The sequence below is a fragment of the Pantoea dispersa genome, from assembly GCF_019890955.1.
Lineage (GTDB): Bacteria > Pseudomonadota > Gammaproteobacteria > Enterobacterales > Enterobacteriaceae > Pantoea > Pantoea dispersa.
Genome location: NZ_CP082346.1, coordinates 1,437,186 through 1,456,280, shown reverse-complemented (window position 1 = coordinate 1,456,280; position 19,095 = coordinate 1,437,186). Strand labels below are relative to the sequence as shown.

Here is a 19,095-nt window from a genome sequence, read left to right as displayed (position 1 = left end):
AGGCGGCGCTTCGCCGCTGACGAGTTAATGAGGCCATAACATCATGCATGCACGATTCACTTCCGCTTTCTCTGCCCTGCCCGCTGCGCTGCAGAGCGCGCTTCAGCCGCTGCTGGACGCTGCTGATTTTCATGGCGTGCTGCGACCGCAGGAAGTGGCTCAGCTGCAACAGACAACCGGTCTGGATGATGATGCGCTGGCACTCGCACTGCTGCCGATTGCCGCCTGTTGTGCCGTGGCACCGGTTTCGCACTTTAACGTAGGCGCTATTGCGCGCGGCATCAGTGGCCACTGGTACTTCGGTGCCAACATGGAGTTTTTACATGCGCCGCTGCAGCAAACGGTCCACGCCGAGCAGAGCGCAGTCACGCATGCCTGGCTGCGGGGCGAAGCGCAGCTGGCGACGATTACCGTCAACTACACGCCGTGCGGGCACTGCCGCCAGTTTATGAATGAACTCAATAGCGGTACGGCGATCCGCATCAGCCTGCCGGGCCGCGCGGTCAGCACGCTGGCCGACTATTTACCGGATGCCTTTGGCCCGGCCGATCTCAATATCAGCGAACGGTTGCTGACCCCCGTCGACCACGGTTTCCTGCCGCAGGGCGATGCGCTGCAGCAGGCCGCGATTGATGCCGCCAGCCGCAGCCATGCACCTTACAGCCAGAGTTATAGCGGCGTGGCGTTGCAGAGCCGCAGCGGCCAGATTTACACCGGGCGCTATGCCGAAAATGCCGCCTTTAACCCGAGCCTGCCGCCATTGCAGGCCGCGCTGATTCTGATGAATATGCACAACGAAGCGCTGGAGGAGATTCAGCAGGCGGTGCTGGCAGAAAGCGCCGACGCCACGCTGAGCCAGTTTGATGCCACCCGCACCACCCTCGCCGCGCTCGGCTGCAGCAATTTCTCAGTTACTTTAGTTTCGAAACCAACAGTTTAGTGATCCTTTTACCGCTTTTGTGACCTTCTATTAACAAAAGCTGTACATCTGCAGGAATTTTCATAGGATCGGGCGCCAGAACTTCACAATAAACGGGTCTGGCGTTACCTTCTTGCTGGCGACACGTCAGAAAACACTGCAACCGGAGCAAACACTGCATGGAACTCGAGTACGAAAGTAAACGTCCGCTGTATATTCCTTACGCGGGTCCGATCCTGCTGGAATTTCCGCTGTTGAACAAAGGCAGCGCCTTCTCGCTGGAAGAACGTAACGAATTTAACCTCAATGGCCTGCTGCCAGACGCCGTAGAAACCATCGAAGAGCAGGCCGAGCGCGCCTGGCGTCAGTTCCTGGACTTCAAAAACAATAACGACAAGCACGTCTACCTGCGCAACATCCAGGACACCAACGAAACGCTATTCTATCGCTTGCTGGACAACCACCTGGAAGAGATGATGCCGATCATCTACACCCCAACGGTTGGCGCGGCCTGCGAGCACTTCTCAGAAATTTACCGTCGCGCGCGCGGGGTGTTTATCTCCTATAACAACCGCGACCGCATTGAAGACATGCTGCAAAACGCCACCAAGCAGAATGTCAAAGTCATTGTGGTCACCGACGGCGAGCGTATTCTCGGCCTCGGCGACCTGGGCATCGGCGGCATGGGCATTCCTATCGGCAAGCTGTCGCTGTACACCGCGTGCGGCGGCATCAGCCCGGCCTACACCCTGCCGGTGGTGCTGGATGTCGGCACCAATAATCAGCAACTGCTGAACGATCCGCTCTACATGGGCTGGCGCCATCCGCGCATCACCGGCGAAGAGTATGAAGCCTTCGTTGATGAATTCATTCAGGCGGTGAAGCGCCGCTGGCCAAACGTGCTGCTGCAGTTTGAAGATTTCGCGCAGAAAAACGCCATGCCGCTGCTGGAGCGTTACCGCGATGAGATCTGCTGCTTCAATGACGATATTCAGGGCACGGCCGCTGTCACGGTGGGCACGCTGATCGCCGCCAGCCGCGCTGCAGGCAGCCGTCTGTGCGAGCAGAAAGTGGTGTTCCTCGGTGCCGGTTCCGCCGGCTGCGGTATTGCCGAGCAGATCGTCGCACAGATGAAATCCGAAGGCCTGAGCGATGATGAAGCGCGCGCGCGCGTGATGATGGTAGACCGTTTCGGCCTGCTCACTGACAAATTGCCTAACCTGCTCGATTTCCAGAGCAAGCTGGTGCAGAAGAGCGACAATCTGAAAGACTGGGACGTGACCAGCGATTCGATTTCACTGCTCGACGTGGTGCGCAATGCCCAGCCGGATATCCTGATCGGCGTTTCCGGCCAGCCGGGACTGTTCACCGAAGAGATCATTCGCGAGATGCACAAGCACTGCAAACGCCCGATCGTAATGCCGCTCTCGAACCCGACCTCACGCGTGGAAGCGACCCCGGCTGATATCATCGCCTGGACCGACGGCGACGCGCTGGTCGCCACCGGCAGCCCATTTGCACCGGTCACCTGGAAAGGCAAAACCTACCCGATTGCCCAGTGCAACAACTCCTATATCTTCCCGGGTATCGGTCTCGGCGTGATCGCTGCCGGCGCCACCCGCGTAACGGATTCGATGCTGATGACCGCCAGCCGCGCGCTGGCTGACTGCTCACCGCTGGTTAACGACGGTGAAGGTCCGGTGCTGCCTGAGATTAAGGACATCCAGGGCGTCTCCAAAGTGATCGCCATGGAAGTGGGCAAAGCGGCGCAGCTGGCGGGCGTGGCGGTGGTTACCTCCGAGGACGTGCTGTCGAAAGCCATCAACAACAACTTCTGGCTGCCGCAGTATCGTCACTACCGCCGTACCTCGATTTAATTGCAGATCGACGCTGCCGCACGCTTCAGGTGCGGCAGCGCTTAAAAAAACGCCAGCCGACCGGCGCGAACTTGCTTAGCCGTGCCGCCTCAAGTAGCCTTGACCCATCTGAATTTTCGTCAACCGAGTGCCCGTGCGCATACTTAAACGCGTTTTCTTTGCTCTGTTTATCATCATCTTACTGGTGATGGCGACCGCGCTCGGCCTCGATCGCTGGATTAGCTGGCGAACCGCGCCGTTTATTTATGAAGATGTCGCTTCGCTGCCGCATCGTCAGGTCGGCGTGGTGCTGGGCACCGCCAAGTATTACCGCACCGGCGTCATCAATCAGTATTACCTGTATCGCATTCAGGGCGCGCTCAACGCTTACAACAGCGGCAAGGTGAATTATCTGCTGCTGAGCGGCGATAATGCGCTGCAGAGCTACAACGAGCCGATGACCATGCGACGCGATTTAATCAAAGCCGGCGTCGATCCCTCGGACATCGTGCTGGATTATGCCGGTTTCCGTACGCTGGACTCGATTGTGCGCACGCGCAAAGTCTTCGACACCAACGACTTCATCATCATTACCCAGCGCTTCCACTGCGAACGCGCACTGTATATCGCCCAGCATCTGGGCATTCAGGCGCAGTGCTACGCCGTGCCGTCGCCCAAAAATATGCTGTCGGTACGGTTCCGCGAGGTGGGTGCGCGTCTCGGTGCGCTGGCGGATCTCTATCTGATGAAGCGCGAGCCGCGTTTCCTTGGCCCGCTGGTGCCGATTCCGGCGGTGCATGAAGTGCCTGAAGATGCGCAGAGCTACCCGGCGGTCACACCGGAACAGTTGCTTGAGCTGGAAGAGAAGCTGCGGAAATAGCAGAAGCGAAACAAATAAAAAAGGGCCGCGTTGCCGCAGCCCTGATGGTTGACCTTGTTCTCTGCTATTTCTTACGCGCGTATTTCAGCGAATCAAGCGCCACGGCGAAGATGATGATGCCGCCCTTGATGATGTACTGCCAGTACGGGTTCACGCCGATGTAGGTCAGACCGTAGTTGATGACGGTGAAGATGATCACACCGGTCACCACACCCGCGACGGTACCTACCCCGCCAGCGAACGACACGCCGCCCACCACGCAGGCTGCAATCGCATCCAGCTCATACATAAAGCCGAGGTTGTTGGTGGCGCTGCCGATACGGCCCGCTTCCAGCATCCCGCCGAAGGCATAGAACACGCCGGACAGCGCATACACCAGGATCAGGTTAAGCGGAACGTTAACGCCAGAGACTTTCGCCGCTTCCGGGTTACCGCCGATAGCAAAGATGTTTTTGCCGAAGCGGGTTTTGTTCCACAGGATCCAGACGAACACGATGGCGATAATCGCATAGAAGGTGATGAACGACAGCTTGAAGTCGCCGAAGCGCAGGAAGCCCTGGGCAAACTTCGAGAAGCCAGCGTCAAAACCGGCAATCGGTGAAGCGCCCACGAAGTCGTAGTACAGCGAGTTGATGCCGTAAACGATGATCATGGTGCCCAGCGTAGTGATAAACGGCGTCACCTTCAGGTAAGCGATGATCACGCCGTTAACCAGACCAATCACGCCACCGATGATGCACACGGTCAGAATCACCAGTGGAATCGGCACGGTTTCCAGATGCGGGAACACCTTGTTGGCGTTATCCATCGACTGCAGCAGCGTTGCTGCCACCACCGCCGCCAGACCCACCTGGCGCCCTGCCGACAGGTCGGTGCCCTGGGTCACGATCAGACCGGCTACGCCGAGGGCGATAATAATACGGACCGATGACTGAGTCAGAATGTTACTCAGGTTCATCAGGCTCAAAAAGGTCGGATCCTGGAAAATAATAATCGCCAGCAGTACCAACAGGACAACATAAATGCCGCCCTCTTTTAACCAGGTTAGCGCATTCTTTTTAGTAGTCGCTTTCATGTTAAAGCCCTTGCTTCATTAAAGGTGTAATGACGCTAAACGCAGGATTTCATTCTGCGAGGTCGTTTTAGTATCGACAATGCCCGCTACCTGACCATTACTCATTACCAAAATACGGTCGGTAATGCCCAGCAGCTCTGGCATTTCAGAAGAGATAATAATGATGCCCTTTTCTTTTTTCGCCAGCTCCGAGATCAGCTGATAAATCTCGAATTTAGCGCCGACGTCAATACCGCGCGTCGGTTCATCAAGCATCAGTATTTCCGGCTGCGTCAATAACCAGCGACCAATAATGACTTTTTGCTGGTTACCGCCGGAGAGCGATCCAATTTGGGTATGATGGCCGGGCGTTTTCACCCGCATGGCATCAATGACCCACTGGGTATCGCTTTTCATGCGTTTATTATCCAGCAGACCCATACTGGATTTATATTTCTTGATATTAGAAATGAGCGAGTTAAAGCCAATATCCAGGTAGGCATAAATCCCGGTGGAACGCCGCTCTTCCGTCACCAGCGCAAAACCATGGTTGATGGCTTCGTTGGCGCTGTGGTTATTAATCGCTTTACCGTGCAGTTTAATGGTGCCGCCCGACTTCTCACGGATACCAAATAAGGTTTCCACAATGTCAGTACGCTTGGCACCCACCAGGCCGGCAATCCCCAGAATCTCGCCTTTGTGCAGATCAAACGAGATATCACGGATCGATGGCTGGCGCAGCGAGGTCAGATTGCGCACCTCCAGAATCACTTCACCCGGCACGTTAGTTTTGTCCGGGAAGCGCTGGTTGAGCGAACGGCCGACCATCATGGCGATGATCTTGTCCATGTCCAGCCCTTCCAGCGGCTGAGTGGCAATCCACTGGCCGTCACGCAGAATGGTGATCTCATCGCACAGCTGGAAAATCTCTTCCATTTTATGCGAAATATAAACAATACCGCAGCCGCGATCTTTCAGCTTACGGATAATGGTGAACAGGTGGTTAACTTCTTTTTCGGTCAGCGATGACGTGGGCTCATCCATAATGACGATTTTCGCGTCATAGGAAAACGCCTTGGCGATTTCAATCATCTGCATTTGCGATACCGAAAGCGTCGCGACTTTATCACGCGGATCGATATCAATATCTAATTCATCAAAGATCGCTTTGGTATCACGATACATTTTATCCTGATCGACAAACGGACCTTTGCGCGGATAGCGCCCCAGCCACATGTTGTCCATCACGTTGCGCTGCAGCACCAGGTTTAATTCCTGATGCACCATTGAAACGCCATTTTCCAGCGCCTCTTTGGAGGATTTGTAATCTATTTCCTCACCCTGAAACAGGATGCTCCCCGTATCCTTTTTATAAATCCCAAACAGGCATTTTAATAAAGTGGATTTACCGGCGCCGTTTTCACCCATTAAGGCATGGACGGAGTGCGGCCGCACTTTTAAATTCACATTATCTAAGGCTTTCACCCCTGGAAATGATTTCGAGACATTCGTCATCTCCAGCAGATATTCTCGCTGTGTGGTCGGATTCTCACTGGCCATAATTTACCTGGCTAAAAAAAGCGTTGGTCAGATGCAATAAGGCGCGGCAGAAAAGCCGCGCCCGGGACGAATTACTTCACAAACTGCGACAGGTTTTCTTTATCAACCGGTACGTACGGTACGCGTACTACTTTGCCATCCATCTTGAAGTTGGTACCCGCGGTTGGCTCTTTGCCATTGGCCAGGTTGTTAGCAATGTCCAGCGTAGCTTTCGCCTGGTTTTCCGCATCGTTCAGCACGGTACCGGCCATCGCACCGGATTTCACCAGCGCCAGCGCTTCTGGCAGGGCGTCTACACCAAATACCGGAATGCTGGTTTTGTTGTGCGCCTTCAGCGCTTCAACCGCACCCATCGCCATCGCATCGTTGTTCGCGATGATCACTTCAATTTTGTTGGCGTTCGGGCCAGACAGCCAGGCGTCGACTTTGTCTTTCGCCTGCGCGGTATCCCACATTGCGGTATCCATCGCCAGCTGCTGGGTTTTGATGCCGTCTTTGTTCAGGGTTTCGATAACGTATTTGGTACGCGCTTCAGCGTCCGGATGGCCCGGTTCACCTTTCAGCAGCACGAACTGAATCTGACCGTCTTTGTTCAGATCCCAGGCTGGCGTGGCTTTCCAGTGTTTCTCGATCAGCTCACCCTGCTTGATGCCGGACTCTTTGGAGTCGGTACCGACATAGTAAGCTTTGTCGTAGCTGGCCAGCACTTTCGCGTTAGGCTCTTTGTTGAAGAACACCACCGGCACGTCGTTCGCGCGCGCTTTGTCAATCACCACTGCCGCAGCAGCCGGATCCACCAGGTTGATGGCCAGCGCTTTCACGCCTTTCGCCATCAGCACGTCAATCTGGTCGTTCTGTTTGGATTGGTCGTTCTGTGAGTCGTTCATCAGCAGCTGAATGCCGCCTACGCTTTTCGCCTCTTTTTCGATGTCTTTGCGCACCATCGACATGAAGTTGTCGTCATATTTATAAATTGTCACGCCAATGCGGGTATCGGCGGCGTGCGCAGTTGCACCAAACATCATGCTGGCAACCAGTGCTGTGAGCGTGAAAACCTTCTTATTCATGGTATCTCCGGTTTTTTTATGCAGGGTATTTCATCGCGCCGTATTGCCTGCGGGCAGACAGCGCAGTCGGTTGAAACGCTATTTTTTATGGGGCAGGCGCTGCTACCAAGCCGGACCACCATCGCTATCCTGACTTCCCTGTAGGTAAACGCTTCCTGAAGTGTGTTGTGAACCATTTCAATCGGCTACTGAAACCAGACCGGGGAAGGAAAGCCCGGCGTTACATAATGTTTCAGTCCGGTAAGACGCTGCCATCATAGTGAGCGCCATGTTAATTAACTGTGAATACAATCACAGATTGGAAACGGTTACACGGCGCTATCGCCTGAATTAGTGACCGACTCCACAATTTGCCGCTGCGCCACCGAATGGCGCCGCACCAGCGTAGGCATGAAGCAGTGCGCGGCGTGCGGATCGAGCGTGCCTGCTGCGCCCTGCAGGGCCAGCTCAGTCGCCAGTTTCGCCATAGAAACAATGGGATAGCGCACCGTGGTCAGTTGCGGGTCGGTGTAACGGGAAATGGGGATGTCATCGAAGCCGATGACAGAGAAATGCTGCGGCACCTGAATACCGTTATCTTTCAGCGCAGTGAGCGCACCGGCCGCCATGCCATCGTTATAGGAGAACACCGCAGTGAGGTGCAGATTGCGCCCCAGCAATTCCACCATCGCGGCTTCACCGCCCTGCATGTCCGGTTCGGCATGCGCAATCCAGCCCTCCGGCGGGCGGATGCCCTGCTCCGCCAGTGCCTGCAGCCAGCCGTCGCGGCGCTGCGCCACGTCCTCAATCGGATGGCTCGAACTGAGGTAACCAATGCGCTGATGGCCCTGCTGTAACAGCATGCGCGTCGCTACCTGCGCACCAGTGACATTGTCGAGGCAGACGCAGCGGTGCTCGTATCCCGGAATAGTACGATTAATCAGTACCATACCGGGAACCTGATCCATAAACCGCGCCAGCTCCGCGTCTGTAAGCGTTTTCGCGTGCACCACCAGCGCGTTGCAGCGCTGGCGAATCAGCACCTCAATGGCATGGCGCTCTTTCTCTTCCTGATGCCAGGAATTGCTGATGAGCACATGCTTGTGCATGCGCTGCGCCACGGTATCCACCGCTTTAACCAGCGCACCAAAGAAGGGATCGGAAACGTCCATGACCACCACGCCGATGGTATCGCTCACCTGGGTAGCCAGCGCCTGCGCGTTAGCATTCGGCCGGTAGCCGAGCGATTCAACCGCCTGCAGCACGGCTTCGCGGGTATCAGAGGTGACTGCACTGCTGTTATTGAGCACCCGCGACACGGTGGCAACGGAAACCCCGGCCTGACGGGCGACATCACGAATCGTTATCATGCAGTTGTTCCACAGAGGAGAAAAGGCGCGACTGGCGCGTAACGGCGCTATTCTGTCAGGGCATCGGAAACAGCTGCGTGAATTACGTCACACGGATGAAAACGGTTACATACAATTATGCAACCTTTGTGATGAACATCATTATCTGCCAGCGGACGCGTTGTCCGCTTTTCCGGCGGCGAGCTGCGTCAGTCGGCGCCAGAGCCACTCCATCGGTCCCTGCGGGAAGACGCGCAGCCACAGCACGGAGAACAGAATATTGACCAGCCAGATGGCCGGTACAAAAGCCAGTAGCTGCAGGCGGTCAAATTTGAGGAACAGATCGAAGCGGTAGAACAGCGTGGTGCAGATCAGCGTCTGCAGCAGATAATTGCTCAGCGCCATGCGGCCGACGCACTGAATGGCGTAACTGAACCGCGTGGCGGCGATGGCCGGCCAGTAACCGAGACAGAGTGCAGCGTAGCCAAGGCTGATAAACGGACTGGCGAGATCGCGTGGCACCTGCAGGAAAAAGCCGCTCCAGCGAAATTCCCACTGTAGCAGCCACTGCGCCAGCACGCCGGGTATGGCAATCAGCCAGCCGATGGTCAGTAACAGCGCCGCCGCGCGTCGGTAGTGTTGCAGACTAAACTGGCCGCTCAGCCAGCCGCTGCGCATCAGCGCGGCACCGATCAGCATCAGCCCGGCCAGCTGCCAGCCATACTGCGAAGCCAGCGCCATCAGGCCGGATGACAGGTGTTCGAGGCGATTCTGCACCGCTTCCCAGCCGCCGACCAGTTTCCAGTAGCTCTCATACTCCAGATCTGCCGCGCCCGGCAGCCATGAGCGCGTCGGCTGCGGACTGGAGATGACGCCAAACACCAGCAGCACGGCACAGCCCACCAGATAGAGCAGCACGCCGGTGTGTAATAGCGCCCGCTCCGACGGCACGTCACGCAGCATGCGCCAGACAATCAACCCAATCAGGCCATAATCCAGCAGGATGTCGCCTTCCCACAGGAACACCGCGTGGATGAACCCGATGAAGACCAGCAGCGTTAAGCGCGAGGAGATCCAGCGGCTGCCGCGCGGCACCTGCAGTGCCAGTCCGGCACCAAACAGCAGCGCAAACAGCGTCAGGAATTTTAGCTGCGCCAGGCCATCCATGATTGCCCAGGTCCAGGCATCAGAAACGGAGGCTTCACCCTGCCAGGCCGGATTGAGATAGGCCGCCGAGGGCAGACCAAAGCCGACGATATTCAGCAGCAATATGCCGAGAATGGCGCAACCACGAATGAAATCCAGCGCGAGATAGCGTTGCATCGAGTGCCCTGACGGTGAGAGGAACACGGGCGACGACGACGCCGCCCGCGCTGCTTAGCTGTGGCGTACCGCGCGCAGGAACTCCTGACGCGTGTTCTGGCTCGATTTGAACAATCCGCCGAGTGAAGTGGTGGTGGTCGCGCTGGTCGCATCTTTGACGCCGCGCGCTTTCACGCAGTAGTGCACCGCATCGATCGACACCGCCACGTTATTGGTGCCCAGCAGGGTTTGCAGCGCCACCAGCACCTGCTGGGTTAAACGCTCCTGCACCTGCGGACGCTGGGCGAAGAACTGTACGATACGGTTGATCTTCGACAGGCCAATTACCTTGTCTTTAGGGATATAGGCCACGGTGGCTTTGCCGTCGATGATCACGAAGTGGTGTTCACAGGTGCTGGTCAGGGTGATATCCCGCACGGTGACCATTTCATCCACTTTCATCTTGTTTTCGATGACGGTGATTTTCGGGAAGTTGGCGTAATCCAGACCTGAAAAGATTTCGTCGACGTACATCTTCGCGATGCGGTGCGGCGTCTCCATCAGGCTGTCGTCTTCCAGGTCCAGATTCAGCAGCTGCATAATCTGGGTCATGTGGCCGGCGATCTCGCGCTTGCGTGACGCGTCGTCCATGTCGCGCACCGGGGCGCGTAATGGCGTTTCCAGGCCACGCGCCAGCAGTGCTTCGTGAACCAGGGCGGCTTCCTGACTTAAGGTGCTCATCGTACTCTTCTCCGGCAGGTGATGCGCCCGCAGGTCTGCGCCTGCGGGGGAAATTCTGAGCGCGTATTGTGAAACACAACGCGCGCTTAATCCAGCAATCAATCCGATTGGAAATGAAAGCGTTTCAGGTGGGCGAGCGCCGCATCACCAGCCCCCCCGCCAGCAGCAAACCGCCTCCGGCCACCCACAGCGCCGGATCGAGCCGGTGCCACAGCAGGCTGGAAATCCAGGACAGCAGCGGCCCACCGAGCTGTCCGATGGCATAACCGGTCGTGAGCAGGCCGGCGAGATAGCGCGCGTGGTGCGGCGCCAGCTCCCGGCTGTACTGCAGCGACAGCTGGACCACGCAGAGAAAGCCGCCGCCAATCAGCAGCGCTGCCAGCAGCAGACCGTTAATGCCCGGCAGTACGATGGCGGCGATCACGCCCAGCGCCTGCGCCCACAGCACCAGCGCCAGCCGCCGATGGCTGCTGCCCCAGTGGCGCGTCACGATTCCCAGCACGATGCCGATCACCGCCGCGCCGCCAAACACCGGCCAGACAAACTGCGCAAAAGCGCTATCAGGGAAGCGCGCCGCCGCCATTTGCGACAGGAAGGTGGCGGGCAGAATATAGCCAAAGCCGGCGAGGCTGTAACTGAGGATCAGGCGCTTCAGGTCACGCGTCAGTAGCAGCGGCTCGGCGGCCTGTTGCGGACGATGCAGCTGTCCGCTGCGCGGCAGGAAGCGCGCAATCGCGGCAATCAGCAGCAGCGCCAGCACACCGTACGCCGCCCAGGCAAACGCCGCGCTCACGCCGCTGGCGTGCAGCAGTACCGCCAGCATGCCGCTGATGAAGATGCCGGTGCCGGGACCGGCAAATACCGCTGCCGACAGGCCCGGCCGGCCGTGATGCAGCAGTTGCTCATTGCTCCATGCTGCCACCAGCACCATTGCCCAGCCGCTGGCGACGCCGATCAGGAAACGCACCACCGCATGCAGCCACGGCCCGCTGATACAGGCGGACAGCAACGTCAGCGCGACGGCACCCCAGACGCCCAGCTGCAGCCGCCACTCCACGCGCCGCTGCGCGCGCATCGCGTCAAACGATCCGGCCAGATAACCGAGATAGTTCAGCGCCGCGACCAGGCTGGCGCTGGCGAGCGTGAGCTGACCGTCGTGAATCATCAGCGGCACCTGCGGGGTAAACGCAAATCGCCCAATCCCCATTGCAACCACTAAACTTAAAAACGCGCTAAGCGCGACTCGCCACGCCATTCTGACTCCGGATCGATGGGATTATCACTTGTCAGCAGCATGCATGACGTTTAGACTCACGAAAAGTGAATAATATTAACCAAGTTGTTTACGAGAAGAGAATATGGATTTAGTACAGCTCCGCATGTTCTGTTCCGTGGCCGAAACCGGCTCACTGGCGCGCGCCGCCGAAATGCTGCATCGCGTGCCGTCTAATCTCACCACGCGACTGCGACAGCTGGAAGAAGAAATCGGCGTCGATCTATTTATTCGTGAGAAGCAGCGCATTCGTTTGTCGCCGATGGGCCACAATTTCCTCAATTATGCGCAGCGTATTCTGGCGTTGAGCGACGAGGCGCTGAACATGGCGCGCGCCGGTGAACCCGGTGGTAACTTTGCCTTCGGTTCGATGGAGAGCACCGCCGCCACCCGCCTGCCGGGATTGCTGGCCGCCTATCATCAGCGCTTCCCCAACGTCGCGCTGTCGCTGGTGACCGGCACCTCAGGCGATATCATCGATAAAGTGCGCGCCGGTACGCTGGCGGCGGCGCTGGTGGACGGTCCGGCCAGTCATGACGACCTGAATGGCTGCATCGCCTTTCGTGAAGAGATGGTGCTGATCACCAGCCTCGAACATGCGCCGATTCACAGCGCCCGCGATACGCAGGGCGATACGCTGTTTGCTTTTGGCAACAGCTGCTCGTACCGCACCCGGCTGGAGTCCTGGTATCGCGACAGCCAGAGCGCACCGCACAGCGTTATGGAGATTCAGTCTTATCACGCCATGGTCGCCTGCGTAGCCGGCGGCGGCGGCGTGGCGATGATTCCCGCCTCGGTGCTGGCGCAGATGCCGGCCCGCGCGCGCGTGCAGCAGCACAGCCTGCCGCCGACCTGGCGCGACACGGCCACCTGGCTGATGTGGCGCCGCGACGCCTTTACGCCCAACGTTGAGGCGCTGAAGTATCTGATTATTGAAATGTTTGATGACCGCCCGCTCAACGATGAACTGCTGCATCCGCTGCAGGCCGCTGAGTAAGCGTTATTTTTTATCCAATCACGACATCACAGGAAGAGGGATTGCATGAACATGATTAAAACCCGCGCGGCCGTGGCCTGGGCTGCTGGCGAACCGCTGAAGATTGAAGAAGTGGATCTGATGCCGCCACAGAAAGGGGAAGTGCTGGTGCGCATCGTGGCCACCGGCGTGTGCCATACCGATGCTTACACCCTGTCCGGTAAAGATCCGGAAGGCGTATTCCCGGCGATCCTCGGTCACGAAGGTGGCGGCGTGGTTGAAGCGGTGGGCGAAGGCGTTACCAGCGTAGCGGTCGGCGATCACGTGATCCCGCTGTACACGCCAGAGTGCGGCAAGTGTAAATTCTGTCTCTCCGGCAAAACCAACCTGTGTCAGGCAATCCGCACCACACAGGGCAAAGGGCTGATGCCCGACGGCACCACCCGCTTCTTTAAAGACGGCAAGCCGATCTTCCATTACATGGGCACCTCGACCTTCTCTGAGTACACCGTTGTACCGGAAATCTCCCTGGCGAAAATCAGCAAAGAAGCGCCGCTGGAAGAAGTGTGCCTGCTCGGCTGTGGCGTGACCACCGGCATGGGCGCGGTGATGAACACCGCCAAAGTGAAAGAAGGCGACACCGTGGCGATTTTCGGCCTCGGCGGCATTGGCCTGTCGGCGATCATTGGGGCGAAAATGGCGAAGGCCGGTCGCATCATCGGTATTGATATCAACACCAGCAAGTTTGACCTGGCGCGCAAACTGGGCGCAACCGACCTGGTTAATCCGAAAGATTTTGCTAAGCCAATTCAGGAAGTTATCGTCGAGATGACCGACGGCGGCGTGGACTTCTCGTTTGAGTGTATCGGTAACGTCAACGTGATGCGTTCCGCGCTGGAGTGCTGCCATAAAGGCTGGGGCGAATCAGTGATTATCGGCGTTGCCGGTGCCGGCGAAGAGATTTCTACCCGGCCGTTCCAGCTGGTTACCGGTCGCGTATGGCGCGGGTCGGCGTTTGGCGGCGTGAAAGGACGTACTCAGCTGCCGGGCATCGTGCAGGATTACCTCGACGGTAAGTTTGCGCTGAATGATTTCATCACCCACACCATGCCGCTGGAAGAGATCAACGAGGCATTTGAGCTGATGCATGAAGGCAAATCGATCCGTTCCGTGGTGCATTTTAATAAATAAGCAGGAGGCGACATGGCATCCACTCTGGAGCTGCTGGAAGAACACCGTATTTTTGGCGGCTGGCAGCAGCGCTGGCGTCATCAGTCCGCCGTGCTCAACTGCCCGATGACGTTCAGCATTTTTCTGCCACCGCCGCGCGACGACGCGCCACCGCCGGTGGTGTGGTTTCTCGCCGGGCTGACCTGCAACGATGAGAACTTCACCACCAAAGCCGGTGCGCAGCGCGTGGCGGCCGAACTCGGTCTGGTGCTGATTATGCCGGACACCAGCCCGCGCGGCGATGCAGTGGCCAATGACAGCGGGTACGATCTGGGCCAGGGTGCCGGGTTTTATCTCAATGCCACGCAGCAACCGTGGGCGGCACATTATCGCATGTTCGATTATCTTAGCGAGGAGCTGCCGGCACTGGTGGCGGATAACTTCAAGCTGAGCGATCGCCAGTCGGTAATGGGGCATTCGATGGGCGGCCACGGCGCGCTGGTGCTGGCGCTGCGCCTCGGCGGGCGCTTTGCGTCAGCGTCCGCGTTTGCGCCAATCGTCAACCCGACCGAAGTGCCGTGGGGACAGAAAGCCTTTGCCGCCTATCTGGGCAACGATCGCCAGACGTGGCGCGAGTGGGATAGCTGCCTGCTGATGCAGAACGCTGAACATCGCCTGCCGGTGCTGATCGATCAGGGCGATAGCGATCAGTTCCTCGCCGATCAGCTACGCCCGGAGCGGCTGGAAGCGGTGGCGCGCGAGCAGAACTTCCCGCTGGAGCTGCGTATCCAGCCGGGGTATGACCACAGCTACTTCTTTATCGCCAGCTTTGTGGAAGACCATCTGCGGTTCCACGCGCAGCATTTACTGGCGTAGTGCACTTCTCTGCCCCTCTGATGCTGAGGGGCAGAACGTGTCTGGCGTCAGGCCAGCGATTCCGCCACCAGCCCATCAATCATTACCTGCGGCATGCCCTGTGAGCAGTGCTCAATGCGGCCGCGCACGCCATACACCTGCGCCAGCGTCTCCGGCGTAATCACCTGCGACGGCACACCGTCGGCCAGCAGTTGCCCCTGCTTCAGCATCAGCGCGTGATCGGCATGACGCAGCGCGATGTTGATATCATGCACCACCACCACCGTTACCATGTTGCGCAGCCGGGTTTCGCGCCGCACCAAATCCATCACGTGGAACTGATAATTTAAATCCAGCGCGCTGAGCGGTTCATCCAGCAGCAGCAGTTCCGGACGGCGAATCAGCGACTGCGCCAGCCCGACCAGCTGCTTCTGGCCACCGGACAGCTGATCAAGATAACGCATCGCCAGATGGGCAATGCCCAGCTGCTCCAGCAGGTGCATGATTTCCGCTTCACTGGCGGCGCTGTGTAATCCGCCGGAGGCACGCTGCGCCACGATGATCGACTCCAGCACGTGCAGATGCACACCGGCTGGCAGCGTCTGCGGCAGATAGACCACGCGCTGCGCGCGCCGGGCAAACGGCTGGCTCATCAGCTCTTCGCCATTGAGCCACAGCTCGCCCTGCCCTTTGCTCAGACCGGCCAGCGCACGCAGCAGCGTCGATTTGCCGCAGCCGTTGGGCCCCAGCAGCACGGTGATTTTGCCGCGTGGCAGCTGCGTGACATTGAGATCGTCGATGACGTTCCGCTTCGGGTAACCGGCGTAAAAGTGGCTGACGCGTAAGCCCTGCTCCATCACACTGTCCCCCGATGCCGCAGAATAATGCTGAGAAAGAACGGCACACCCACCAGCGAGGTGACGATGCCGACCGGAATGATGACGCCGGGAATGAGGTTTTTCGAGGCCACCGACGCCAGCGACAGCACCAGCGCGCCGGTCAGCGCACTGGCCGGCAGATAGTAGCGGTGATCTTCACCAAACATCATGCGCGCAATGTGCGGCGCGACCAGGCCGATAAAGCCGATCGGGCCGACGAATGCCACCGCCAGCGCTGAGAGAATGCTGATGCGCAACAGCGTCGCCAGCCGCAGACGCCGCACATCAATGCCGAAGCTCACCGCGCGATCTTCACCCAGGCGCAGCGCCGTGAGTTTCCAGCTGCTGAGCATCGAGAACGGCAGCAGGATGGCAAAGGCGGCGCTCAGCACGCCCAGTTTTTCCCATGAAGCACGCGCCAGACTGCCCATGGTCCAGAACACCAGGCCCTGCAGCGTATCTTCGCTGGCGATGAACTGCATCATCGAAACCAGGGCGTTAAAGGTGAACACCAGCGCGATGCCAAACAGCACCACGCCGGAGGTTGAGACTTTGGTCCAGCGCGTGATGCCATCCAGCATCAGCGCGGCAAACAAGGCGAAGACAAAGGCATTGGCGGAGATCAGCCACTGGTCCGGCACGCCGGGAATACCGATGCCGAGAATGATCGCCAGCGCGGCACCAAACGCCGCTGCCGACGAGACGCCGAGCGTAAACGGGCTGGCCAGCGGGTTATTGAGGATGGTCTGCATTTCTGCACCGGCCAGGCCGAGTGAAAAGCCGACCACCACTGCCATCAGCGCATACGGCAGACGGATGTCCCAGACGATCACGCGCGTGCCGGCGTCCACCGCTGCGGGATGGAGCAGCGTTTGCCACAGCGTGTCGAGAGTCAGGCCGGCCGGGCCAAGGGTGAAATCGAGGATAACTGAAGCGAGGATCGCCAGCACCAGCACACCAATCAGCAGCAGTCGCTGACGCAGAACCTGACGATAACGGGTCAGGGTATCGGCTTCGGTGCCATGTTCCGCCACCAGCGCGGAGTCCGTACTACGCATTGTTCTACCTGTTTCCTGTCGCTTTATAACGGCTGCCACAATAGAGCAGGTGATAATAATTATCAATGCTGTCTCTGTAACAAAGCCCGAATGGTTTGCGCCAGGTTTGCATAGTGTAATAAATCGCAAAAAAAACGCGGCCGGGGCCGCGTTGTCAGGCAATGCTGCCTGTTTGCCAGCGCAATAAATTGCGCCGCTACAGAGGGTTGCACCGATTTGTAGCGGCGCGATTCATCGCGCAAAAACGCGGCCAGGCCGCGTTGTCAGGCATTACTGCCTGTTTGCCAGCGCAATAAATTGCGCCGCTACAGAGGGTTGCACCGATTTGTAGCGGCGCGATTCATCGCGCAAAATCGCGTCAAGGCCGCGTTGTCAGGCATTACTGCCTGTTTGCCAGCGCAATAAATTGTGCCGCTACAGAGGGTTGCACCGGTTTGTAGCGGCGCGATTCATCGCGCAAAATCGCCTCCAGGCCGCGTTGTCAGGCAATTCTGCCTGTTTGCCAGCGCAATAAATTGCGCCGCTACAGAGGGTTGCACCGGTTTGTAGCGGCGCGATTCATCGCGCATAATCGCGTCAAGGCCGCGTTGTCAGGCATTACTGCTTAAAGGAAGGGAATTCCATCTCGCTGTATTTCACGAAGCGGGTGCCGCGCGTCAGCTTATAGCCCAGCCAGATCACCAGGAACAGCGGAATGCCGATATAGGTTGCGGCTACGCCGTACCAGTCGATGCGATCGGCGAGAAATGCCTGATAATTCTGCCCCAGCGTAATGACCAGACACAGCGCGAACGCAAACATCGGACCCAGCGGGAAGAAGCCGGAGCGGTAAGGCAGATCGGCCAGATTCAGCCCCTGCGCCACATAGCCGCGGCGGAAGCGATAATGGCTGATAGCAATGCCGAGCCAGGCGATAAAGCCGGTCATTCCTGACGTATTCAGCAGCCACAGGTACACTTCCTGATTGCCAAATTTCGAAGTCAGGAAGCACAGCGCTGCCACCACCGTGGTGGCCAGCAGGGCATTGCGCGGTACGCCGCCTTTCGACAGTTTCGCAAAAATGCGCGGTGCCTTGCCTTCCTGCGCCAGGTTAAACAGCATACGCGTTGAGGCGTACATGCCGGAGTTACCCGCCGACAGCACCGCCGTCAGGATCACCGCGTTCATCACCGCCGCCGCGGACAGCAGACCGGCATTCTGGAACACCAGCGTGAACGGGCTGACGCTGATATCGGTGACATCGTTATGCAACAGCTGCGGATCGGTATACGGCAGAATCAGGCTGATGATCAGGATCGCGAACACATAGAACAGCAGAATACGCCAGAACACCTGGCGCACCGCGCGCGGGATATTCTTCGCCGGGTCTTCTGATTCACCGGCGGCAATCCCGATCAGTTCGGTGCCCTGGAAGGAGAAGCCGACAATCATCGCCACGCCAATCATCGCGGCAAACCCGCCGGCAAACGGCGCATCTCCCACCGTCCAGTTGTGCCAGCCTGCATTTTCTGCGCCACGCAGGATACCGGTAATCATCAGCACACCGACCACAATAAAGATGATGACTGTGGCGACTTTGATCAGCGAGAACCAGTATTCCGCCTCGCCGAAGCCTTTGACCGAAATGTAGTTGAGCAGGAACATCAGACCGAGGAACAGCGCGCTCCAGATCCAGCCTGGCGTGTCCGGGAACCAGTAGTTCATCACCAGCTGTGAGGCGACGAGGTCAACGGCGATGGTTACCGCCCAGTTGTACCAGTAGTTCCAGCCCAGCGCGAAGCCAAAGCCCTCTTCGACATATTTGGCGCCGTAGGTGGCAAAGGAACCGGAGACCGGCATAAACGCCGCCAGTTCGCCGAGGCTGGTCATCAGGAAGTAGACCATCAGGCCGATCAGCGCGTAGGAGAGTAACGCACCGCCAGGACCCGCCTGAGAGATAGTGGCACCCGACGCGACAAACAGGCCGGTGCCGATAGAACCGCCAATGGCGATCATGGTGAGATGGCGCGCTTTTAATTCACGGCGCAGCCCAGGTTGTTGTGTTGTTTTTGAGTCATTATGCATGTGTAAACGCTATGCTGGATAAAAATAAGGCGCGATTGTAGCAGCAAAGCCTGCACTGTATAGCATTCGCCTCGGGTTATTAGTTACCTTCATAATCGGCCGGGAATTATTAGC

The 19,095-nt window shown here is 58.1% G+C and carries 16 protein-coding genes; 6 read left to right on the top strand and 10 right to left on the bottom strand.

What is annotated here, in order from left to right; genetic code table 11:
* Positions 1–43: 43 nt before the first annotated feature.
* The 3 genes from cdd (at position 44) to sanA (ending at position 3,655) form a co-directional block, all read left to right on the top strand.
* A complete protein-coding gene (gene cdd, locus K7H94_RS06685) occupies positions 44–940 on the top strand; it encodes a cytidine deaminase (protein WP_222951835.1) in 897 nt (298 codons plus the stop codon).
* Between the two features lie 158 nt (positions 941–1,098).
* Positions 1,099–2,796, top strand: a complete 1,698-nt coding sequence (locus K7H94_RS06680; RefSeq protein WP_058757262.1) for an NAD-dependent malic enzyme — start codon at positions 1,099–1,101, stop codon at positions 2,794–2,796.
* A 139-nt stretch (positions 2,797–2,935) separates the two neighbouring features.
* Positions 2,936–3,655, top strand: a complete 720-nt coding sequence (gene sanA / locus K7H94_RS06675; RefSeq protein ID WP_031280053.1) for an outer membrane permeability protein SanA — start codon at positions 2,936–2,938, stop codon at positions 3,653–3,655.
* Positions 3,656–3,719: 64 nt separating this feature from the next.
* Here the strand turns inward: sanA and mglC are convergent, their stop codons facing one another.
* The 7 genes from mglC to K7H94_RS06640 form a co-directional block, all read right to left on the bottom strand.
* A complete protein-coding gene (mglC, locus tag K7H94_RS06670) occupies positions 3,720–4,730 on the bottom strand; it encodes a galactose/methyl galactoside ABC transporter permease MglC (protein WP_021509284.1) in 1,011 nt (336 codons plus the stop codon).
* Positions 4,731–4,748: 18 nt separating this feature from the next.
* Entirely contained in the window at positions 4,749–6,269 is a 1,521-nt protein-coding gene (gene mglA / locus K7H94_RS06665) for a galactose/methyl galactoside ABC transporter ATP-binding protein MglA (RefSeq protein WP_021509283.1), read from the bottom strand.
* A 71-nt stretch (positions 6,270–6,340) separates the two neighbouring features.
* Positions 6,341–7,336, bottom strand: coding sequence for a galactose/glucose ABC transporter substrate-binding protein MglB (mglB, locus tag K7H94_RS06660; RefSeq protein ID WP_104188497.1), 996 nt, complete (start codon positions 7,334–7,336; stop codon positions 6,341–6,343).
* Positions 7,337–7,644: 308 nt separating this feature from the next.
* Positions 7,645–8,685: an HTH-type transcriptional regulator GalS gene (gene galS, locus K7H94_RS06655; RefSeq protein ID WP_021509281.1), complete on the bottom strand. Its 1,041-nt coding sequence runs from the start codon at positions 8,683–8,685 to the stop codon at positions 7,645–7,647.
* 141 nt (positions 8,686–8,826) lie between these two features.
* Positions 8,827–9,987: a DUF418 domain-containing protein YeiB gene (gene yeiB, locus K7H94_RS06650; protein ID WP_058757260.1), complete on the bottom strand. Its 1,161-nt coding sequence runs from the start codon at positions 9,985–9,987 to the stop codon at positions 8,827–8,829.
* Positions 9,988–10,041: 54 nt separating this feature from the next.
* Positions 10,042–10,707, bottom strand: a complete 666-nt coding sequence (gene folE / locus K7H94_RS06645) for a GTP cyclohydrolase I FolE (protein WP_021509279.1) — start codon at positions 10,705–10,707, stop codon at positions 10,042–10,044.
* A 124-nt stretch (positions 10,708–10,831) separates the two neighbouring features.
* Entirely contained in the window at positions 10,832–11,962 is a 1,131-nt protein-coding gene (locus K7H94_RS06640; protein WP_222951834.1) for a YbfB/YjiJ family MFS transporter, read from the bottom strand.
* Positions 11,963–12,065: 103 nt separating this feature from the next.
* Here K7H94_RS06640 and ptrR point away from each other — a divergent pair, with 103 nt between their 5' ends.
* The 3 genes from ptrR to fghA are packed head-to-tail and all read left to right on the top strand — an operon-like array spanning position 12,066 to position 15,002.
* The gene (gene ptrR / locus K7H94_RS06635; protein WP_058757258.1) at positions 12,066–12,977 is read left to right on the top strand and encodes a putrescine utilization regulator PtrR; all 912 of its coding nucleotides are present in this window, start codon (positions 12,066–12,068) and stop codon (positions 12,975–12,977) included.
* Positions 12,978–13,022: 45 nt separating this feature from the next.
* Entirely contained in the window at positions 13,023–14,147 is a 1,125-nt protein-coding gene (locus K7H94_RS06630; RefSeq protein ID WP_021509276.1) for an S-(hydroxymethyl)glutathione dehydrogenase/class III alcohol dehydrogenase, read from the top strand.
* Positions 14,148–14,159: 12 nt separating this feature from the next.
* A complete protein-coding gene (fghA, locus tag K7H94_RS06625; RefSeq protein ID WP_276523017.1) occupies positions 14,160–15,002 on the top strand; it encodes an S-formylglutathione hydrolase in 843 nt (280 codons plus the stop codon).
* Positions 15,003–15,049: 47 nt separating this feature from the next.
* Here the strand turns inward: fghA and K7H94_RS06620 are convergent, their stop codons facing one another.
* From K7H94_RS06620 to K7H94_RS06610, 3 genes are all read right to left on the bottom strand, one after another.
* Positions 15,050–15,838 (bottom strand): ABC transporter ATP-binding protein, encoded by a 789-nt coding sequence (locus tag K7H94_RS06620; RefSeq protein ID WP_021509274.1) that lies wholly within the window; start codon positions 15,836–15,838, stop codon positions 15,050–15,052.
* Positions 15,838–16,917, bottom strand: coding sequence for a FecCD family ABC transporter permease (locus K7H94_RS06615; protein WP_058757255.1), 1,080 nt, complete (start codon positions 16,915–16,917; stop codon positions 15,838–15,840). Before K7H94_RS06615 ends, K7H94_RS06620 begins: the two co-directional genes overlap by 1 nt.
* 597 nt (positions 16,918–17,514) lie before the next feature.
* Positions 17,515–18,981 carry an amino acid permease gene (locus K7H94_RS06610; protein WP_058775785.1) on the bottom strand — a complete coding sequence of 489 codons (1,467 nt, stop codon included), beginning with the start codon at positions 18,979–18,981 and terminating at the stop codon, positions 17,515–17,517.
* Positions 18,982–19,095 lie beyond the last annotated feature (114 nt).